Here is a 6,462-nt window from a genome sequence, read left to right as displayed (position 1 = left end):
GAATGGTGGCGCGCTCTTCGACGCTGAGTTCGGAATAAGACATAGGGGCAGCACCGTACCGGAAAGGTCAGGTGTTGCACTCAGTTTTTGCGGCCGCCATCTTACATCGGTTGACCAACTGAGTTCTTCCGAGAGACAACGCTTTTTGAAAACACGTGACCCTATGAATATGTACGAGCTCAAACCGGAAACGCTGGTATATCGCTCAATGCCAGCAGAGCACCTTGTCAATGGCCAAGTCAGCGGTAATCCTAATTCCCGCGCGTTAATCCGTGATCATGAAAGGCTGATGCCAAATCCTTTAGGCGGCGGTCAGCCAGGTACGGCCGAGGCCTATTGGACGATGCAGCGCCCCGCTCGTGAGTTAGGGCCTTCGCTGAATGTGATGGCAGGTACTCGTGCATTGGAAACCGTATCTCTTGGGTATAATCGAACGGGACAAAATATTACTGTCGAAATGAAACTGGGAGATTTTCTTGAGCGAGGAGGAAAAGTCTATCGTGACGAGTCAGCAGTATCAGGAGATAGACAAAAAAGAGCCATCCCGCTAATTGTCACTTTGCCAGAAGGAGAAAGCGTACCGGCAAAAATAGTTGGTTAGCAGCCCACAGCCAAGCATCCGAAAAGCAGTTATGAGAAGCAGGAGGTGGTGGGACTCCCGCCCCACCACCTATGCAATCTGACCCTGAAACATCTTGAAGATGCCTCAGGATCAAAAATGCCGATGCTCTCGCACCCGCACCGATTACCTGCTGAGACTGTTCAAATCAAGACGCAGTTTTTTAACACGAGCCTCATAATCCTTCGGAGGCATAGTCACATTCACTGCGAACACGCCGTCGCTGATTCTCTTATTGAGAAGCTCTTCCGATATTCCTGACCAGGTATCCGCACCCTGGCTCAGCCCAAAGCTGGTATCGACGAAGATTTTCTTACCAGTAAAGGACGATAGGAACTTATACGTTGCCGTAGCCGCGTTATACGCACTGCTGGTAGTCGAGTTCATGATATATCCCCCAGCACTATTGCCATCGCCCGAGAAAAAGAGGAAGTCAGTCTTGCTCAGCGGCATTGCTGACCACATATCCATTGTCTGCTTATCAGTCAGCCATGGGGCGTGATTGAGCGCAACTTTCGCATTCGGCGCATTTTTCTTGATAACATCGATGATGTCGCTAGCAAGCTGCCCCAATTCCTGTAGCGAAAGCGGATTGCTCTGCTCGCTGATAGTGTACTGATGGAAATCGGCCTCCAACAGCCAGAGCACTCCCTTATTGGGGTCTGCCGCGTAGGCCTTCGCTGCATAATCACCATATATCTTCAGAATCTTCTGGCGATTATTCCGAATCCACTGAGCTCCATCCGTACAGAGGTTGCCGCCTTCCGGCTGGACGTTGCAATCCGGTAGTGCATAGCCAATGACGTAGCCATAGAAAACAGCATAGGTGTCAGGATCGTTTGCCAACTTGCTAACCAAGCGGCACCCGTCACAATCGCCTTCTCTGGCTTGCGTATATTCGTAGCCAACCCAGGTGCTGATGAAATCCAGATAGCTACTGGCGCCATCGTCATCTCCATTCGTGCCCCAGGCCAACTCGTTACCCATGGGGCTGGCTGGCCAAGATGGCTTTTCTACTCCAGTACATTCCTGCTCAGATATGCAGGACGCATTATTCTCCCATCCCCACCCCTTCGATACAGTAGTGCAGGTCGGAACCGACTTCCCGTACCAATCGCAACTCTTCTTTGGCCCACCCCAAGCTGAATTACACATCTTATCCGATATGCACAGTTGATCTTTCTCCCACCCCCATCCACCCGTCTTCTCGTCACAGACAGGGTAATTCGTACCATACCAATCGCAATATAGTTTCTGCCCTCCATGAGCAACGGAGCTTGCGACAGCCAAACACGATAAAGCCAGGAATCTTGATAGAGACATCTTTACTTCCTCCTACCCATAGTAATACCCCCCTTCAACGGCATGCGCATGCCAATCCGGTAGACCAATGGAATACCGGACCAACAAATCCTTTGGGGGTTAGACCAATCTACTGGAGGCTTTTATCTGAAACAACACGGATAAAAAGGCATCAAGAGATATCGCTCACACTCTGCAACTCGACATTCCCAAACAGCAATAACTTACGATGCGCCTCACAATTCAGAAAAACATCTACCGAATCACGAAATTCATTAATTTCGATAGGCTCATCGCAGATCAGAAGCCATAACTGAGGTGATAAAAAACAGGTATCGCAGGTGAGGCCAGGAATCAAGAATGGACAAAGCAGGGTAAAAAGACGTCGAGCCATAGTTGGCGCTTGAGATAAAGCATGGATTACAGATTCAGGCCTTCCAGAAGTCCGCTCAAGGTTTTGATCAGTACTAATGCTGCTCCAGCCAGAATCAGCCAGACCAATGTCATCAATTTGCTGCCGCCAAACCGGGAATTCCATTTCCGATAAAGAATGAAGGCGAAGCGAATTCCAAACGGCAACACCGTTACGGCAACCACGGTGCCAGTCAGGTTCTTGGGTTTGAGCAATGCCAGCGAGAGGGCGATATAGACCAACCCCATCAGCAGATTGTGCCGCCGCTCCCGCCATTTGTTCTCGAGCGGTATGGGTTTATCCAGCAACGGGTTGTCCTTGTTTGGTGGCTTTTCCGTCCCGGAAACGAAAAAGCCCCTGAATTTCTTCAGGGGCTTTTCTTGAATCGGAAAGTGGCGGTGAGGGAGGGATTCGAACCCTCGATACGGTTTCCCGTATACACACTTTCCAGGCGTGCTCCTTCAACCGCTCGGACACCTCACCGGAATCTCGGCGAACCGTCTGGTCCGTCGAGGCGCGCTAATGTAGTCGAATGATTTGCCGAAGGCAAACATTTTTTTCAGGCGATTCATGCGCTTAAGAATCTGCCTACGATCTGCTGCGCGTCGGCCCTGCTGCATTGAAAACAGATGCTAAGGGTAAGGCGAGTCCGGACGGGAGGCTTCCGGGGTTGCGGGCGGTTCGTCCAGGCGCTGGTTGCCGAAGAGGACGAAGCCCAGACTGAGAAACAGCCCGCAGACGAACAGGATGAAGACGCCAATCGGATTGTGAATGACGGCACGGTTGGCGATCAGCACCGAGGCCAGCAGCAGGAGCAATGCCGAACCCGCACAAAGAAAAGACTGAAATGACATTTCAGGGGCTCTCCGAATTCGCGCCTACGCTAAAGGACGGCTCAGGGAAGAAGCCAATTGGCTGTTCGAATCGCTTCGATAGAGGCCTTGCGAAATGGCTGGATGCCCCGGCGTGGCTGACTCGCCAGTCAGTCACGGCGCTTTACCTGCACCGGTCGGGTGAGTAACGTCTGCCCCACTTCACAACAAGGAACCCGCCATGAGTGAGCTGATTTCCTACCACCTCGACGACGGCATCGCGACCCTGACGCTGAACAACGGCAAGGTCAATGCCATTTCCCCGGACGTGATCGCCGCCTTCAACGAAGCGCTGGACCGCGCCGAACAGGACAAGGCGATCGTCATCCTCACCGGCCAGCCAGGCATCCTGTCGGGCGGTTACGACCTGAAGGTGATGACCTCCGGCCCGCAGAACGCCATCGATCTGGTCGCGGCGGGTTCGACCCTGGCGCGCCGCATGCTGGCCCACCCCTACCCGATCATCGTCGCCTGCCCCGGTCACGCGGTGGCCAAGGGGGCCTTCCTGCTGCTTTCGGCGGACTACCGGATCGGCGTCGAGGGGCCGTTCAATATCGGGCTGAACGAAGTGCAGATCGGCATGACCATGCACCACGTCGGTATCGAACTGGCTCGCGACCGTCTGCGCAAGTCGGCCTTCCACCGTTCGGTGATCAACGGCGAGATGTTCGATCCGCAGGGAGCCGTGGATGCAGGCTTCCTTGACCGCGTGGTACCGGTCGGCGAGTTGATGCCCGTCGCCCTGGCAACCGCCCGGCAGATGAAGAAGATCAACATGACGGCGCACCGGAACACCAAGCTGAAGGTACGCAAAGCGCTGCTGGAGACGCTGGACAAGGCCATCGAGCTGGATAAGCAACACCTGGGCTGAGCCGTCGCCTCCGCATAACAAAAGCCCGGCCAGAGATGGCCGGGCTTTTCGTTTGGGCTACAAACCGTTTACTGGACAGCTACCTGATCGTTCTCACTTGCCGAATCGTCGGTATCGTCGGTCGAACCGGTATCATCGTCGCTCGCCTCGTCATGCTTGGTCGTCGATACCGAGGCTTGCTGCAGGCCGAGGGCAGCGGCCAAGGCGGCCGGGGTGCTGGCGACGACGGCCATGGCCTTGGCCAGGCCGGTGGTTTCCTTGGACTTCGCCGCTTCCGACGTTGCAGCCCCATGGCCCTTACCGTGGCCGACACCTTGTTCGCTACGGCCGACTGCATTGCCGGCGCCATGGCCGTCTCCGGCAGAGCCGCCACGCCCACCGCCATGACCGCCACCGTTGCCACCGCCTCCGCCGTTTCCGCCACCGCCACCGCCACCGCCACCGCCACCGCCACCGTCTTTAGCGTAAGCGGAGCCGATAATCGGATTGGCATCCGGTACCACCATGACCGAAACCATGAGTACGCATGCCGAAACGGCAAGGAGTGTCCTGACTTTCACTGTTGTGCTCTCCTCTTCAGTGCCTACTCCCTCCCTGAGCCTGGCGTTTCGTTCGAGTCTACGCCTGGAGGGACCCAGCCGCCTGTCGGCCGACGAGCGCACCCTATAGACGCGACGCCGTTCTCACTCCATCACCCCGACGGGTCGTTCAGCCGGCGGATATCCTCGCGCAAGCGGCGAATCTCCTCCTGAAGACTCTCGATGGAAGCCTGGCCGGCCGTGGCGGATTGCTTGTCCGCAGCATCGCGGTCGACGAAGAACGAAGCCAGGGTCGCCGTGACGTAACCGAACACGGTGAAACCATAAAGCGCGAGGATGAAGCAGAGCACCCGCCCCTCGCCGGTGTGCGGCCAAGCCTCCGAGCCCAGGCTGGTAATCAGCATGGCAGTCCACCAGAGCGCCTCGCCGTAGCTGCCGAAGCCGGCGCTGTCGCGTTCGAAGGCATACATGCCGGCCGCCCCCACCAGAATCACCAGCAGAGTCAGGCTGAACACGTAGCCGACACCCCGGCGCCGCATGGCTTGGCGCAGTGCCGACATGCCCCGGTTGGTGGAGGACAGGATGCGCATCAGGGTGACCCCGCGGGTCGCCCGCAACACCCGGAACACACGCAGCACGCGCAAGGTGCGCAGGGCCGGCAGCAACAGGGCCACGGCGGTGAGGACGTTGCGCCGCAGGTAGCCCAGCTTGCGCGGCGCCAGGCTGAAGCGCAGCAGGAAATCGACCACGAACAGCGCCCAGATCCAGCGATTGAGGGCCTCCAGCAACGGCGAGACGCCACGCACCAGCTCGACTACGGTCAAGGCCAGCCAGACGAAGCCAAGCAGGATCATCGGTGTCTCCAGCCAGTCCTCCACCTGCCGCAACAGGCGCCAGCGCTGGCGTTCGACGGAGTGCTGCGAAGCATGGGAGCGAGCGGTCGACATGCGGTCCTCCAGATTGCCGGGCATTTCTAGCTCCGACAGCGGTGTACGCAGTCTGTCCACTCTGCCGCCACCAGCGAAACGGGAGAACTTTCATCCGTGCCGGGCGCCTATACGAACATGCCCGAACTGCCCGATCTCGAACTCGACAAACGCCTGGTCGACGCCCACGCCGTCGGTCGGACCGTGCGTACCGTGACCGTGCGCGACAAGCGTGTGCTGGAGCAGCCGGCCAGTGTCTTGGAGCGCGGCGTGAAAGGCCGCCGGCTCGCGCGCAGCGAGCGGCACGGCAAGAACCTGTTCATCCACCTGGATAACGGACAGGCGCTGCTGATGCATTTCGGCATGACCGGCTACCTGAAGTTCGCGAAGAGCGACGAAGCCCTGCAGAAATCCGAAGCGGTGGTGTTCGTGCTCGATGACGACCAGCGCCTCAGCTACTGCTCGCGGCGTATGCTGGGTAGGGTCGAGTTGGTCGAGGCAGTGCGGGACTACCTGGACGCCCATCGCATCGGACCGGATGCGCTGTCACTGGACGCCAGGGGTTTCCGCGAACGTCTCGGGCAGCGCGGAGGGCTGAAAGCCGCGCTGATGGACCAGAGCAAGCTGGCGGGGCTGGGCAATGTGTACAGCGACGAGACGCTGTTTCAGGCAGGCCTGCATCCGCGCACACCGCTGAACGCACTGAACGAAGACGACTTCGCGCGCCTGTTCCGCTGTATGCGCGAGGTGCTGGAAACCGCCATCGCGCATGAAGGGAAGCGACCGGAGCTGCCCGCCGGCTGGCTCACACCGCATCGCCATGAAGACGAGCGATGCCCCCGCTGCGGTAGCCCCTGGTCAGTCGCCCAGGTCGGCGGACGCACCACTTTCTGGTGCCCGAAAGATCAGCCCGAACGCTGA

The 6,462-nt window shown here is 57.9% G+C and carries 8 protein-coding genes, 1 tRNA gene and 1 pseudogene; 3 read left to right on the top strand and 7 right to left on the bottom strand.

The features are described 5' to 3' along the window. The coding region (locus tag BZL41_RS16810) for an AvrPphF family type III effector (RefSeq protein WP_143518108.1) at positions 1–601 on the top strand (601 nt) is incomplete at its 5' end. A 144-nt stretch (positions 602–745) separates the two neighbouring features. Here the strand turns inward: BZL41_RS16810 and BZL41_RS16805 are convergent. The 5 genes and pseudogenes from BZL41_RS16805 to BZL41_RS16790 all read right to left on the bottom strand — a co-directional run bounded on the left by BZL41_RS16805 (position 746) and on the right by BZL41_RS16790 (position 3,187). Next, positions 746–1,606 (bottom strand): hypothetical protein, encoded by an 861-nt coding sequence (locus BZL41_RS16805; RefSeq protein WP_095600365.1) that lies wholly within the window; start codon positions 1,604–1,606, stop codon positions 746–748. Between the two features lie 63 nt (positions 1,607–1,669). After that, positions 1,670–1,942 (bottom strand): annotated as a pseudogene (locus tag BZL41_RS29470) (carbohydrate-binding domain-containing protein); the annotation flags it as partial. Positions 1,943–2,341: 399 nt separating this feature from the next. Continuing rightward, a complete protein-coding gene (locus BZL41_RS16800) occupies positions 2,342–2,641 on the bottom strand; it encodes a hypothetical protein (protein WP_095600364.1) in 300 nt (99 codons plus the stop codon). A gap of 85 nt (positions 2,642–2,726) precedes the next feature. Continuing rightward, a tRNA-Ser gene (locus tag BZL41_RS16795) sits at positions 2,727–2,816 on the bottom strand. 149 nt (positions 2,817–2,965) lie between these two features. After that, positions 2,966–3,187, bottom strand: coding sequence for a hypothetical protein (locus BZL41_RS16790; RefSeq protein ID WP_095600363.1), 222 nt, complete (start codon positions 3,185–3,187; stop codon positions 2,966–2,968). 199 nt (positions 3,188–3,386) lie between these two features. Here BZL41_RS16790 and BZL41_RS16785 point away from each other — a divergent pair, with 199 nt between their 5' ends. Further along, a complete protein-coding gene (locus tag BZL41_RS16785; protein ID WP_095600362.1) occupies positions 3,387–4,076 on the top strand; it encodes a crotonase/enoyl-CoA hydratase family protein in 690 nt (229 codons plus the stop codon). A gap of 68 nt (positions 4,077–4,144) precedes the next feature. Here the strand turns inward: BZL41_RS16785 and BZL41_RS28075 are convergent, their stop codons facing one another. Together BZL41_RS28075 and BZL41_RS16775 are read right to left on the bottom strand one after the other, a co-directional pair. After that, positions 4,145–4,582: a hypothetical protein gene (locus BZL41_RS28075; RefSeq protein WP_143518106.1), complete on the bottom strand. Its 438-nt coding sequence runs from the start codon at positions 4,580–4,582 to the stop codon at positions 4,145–4,147. A gap of 185 nt (positions 4,583–4,767) precedes the next feature. Further along, positions 4,768–5,562 carry an ion transporter gene (locus BZL41_RS16775; RefSeq protein ID WP_095600373.1) on the bottom strand — a complete coding sequence of 265 codons (795 nt, stop codon included), beginning with the start codon at positions 5,560–5,562 and terminating at the stop codon, positions 4,768–4,770. Positions 5,563–5,679: 117 nt separating this feature from the next. Between BZL41_RS16775 and BZL41_RS16770 the strand changes: the two genes are divergently transcribed. Beyond that, positions 5,680–6,462: an Fpg/Nei family DNA glycosylase gene (locus tag BZL41_RS16770; RefSeq protein ID WP_095600361.1), complete on the top strand. Its 783-nt coding sequence runs from the start codon at positions 5,680–5,682 to the stop codon at positions 6,460–6,462.

Origin of the sequence: Pseudomonas sp. PIC25, from assembly GCF_002286785.1 — a bacterium.
In the GTDB taxonomy this organism is placed as follows: Bacteria; Pseudomonadota; Gammaproteobacteria; order Pseudomonadales; family Pseudomonadaceae; genus Pseudomonas_M.
Note: the sequence above shows the minus strand (reverse complement) of the source record. Positions and strands in the feature narration are given on the sequence as shown.

Bases quoted from the DNA above. Each gene is read 5' to 3' on its own strand.
- BZL41_RS28075 (WP_143518106.1), bottom strand. From the start codon at position 4,582: ATGGTGGTACCGGATGCCAATCCGATTATCGGCTCCGCTTACGCTAAA.
- BZL41_RS16775 (WP_095600373.1), bottom strand. From the start codon at position 5,562: ATGTCGACCGCTCGCTCCCATGCTTCGCAGCACTCCGTCGAACGCCAG.
- BZL41_RS16790 (WP_095600363.1), bottom strand. From the start codon at position 3,187: ATGTCATTTCAGTCTTTTCTTTGTGCGGGTTCGGCATTGCTCCTGCTG.
- BZL41_RS16785 (WP_095600362.1), top strand. From the start codon at position 3,387: ATGAGTGAGCTGATTTCCTACCACCTCGACGACGGCATCGCGACCCTG.
- BZL41_RS16805 (WP_095600365.1), bottom strand. From the start codon at position 1,606: ATGGGTAACGAGTTGGCCTGGGGCACGAATGGAGATGACGATGGCGCC.
- BZL41_RS16770 (WP_095600361.1), top strand. From the start codon at position 5,680: ATGCCCGAACTGCCCGATCTCGAACTCGACAAACGCCTGGTCGACGCC.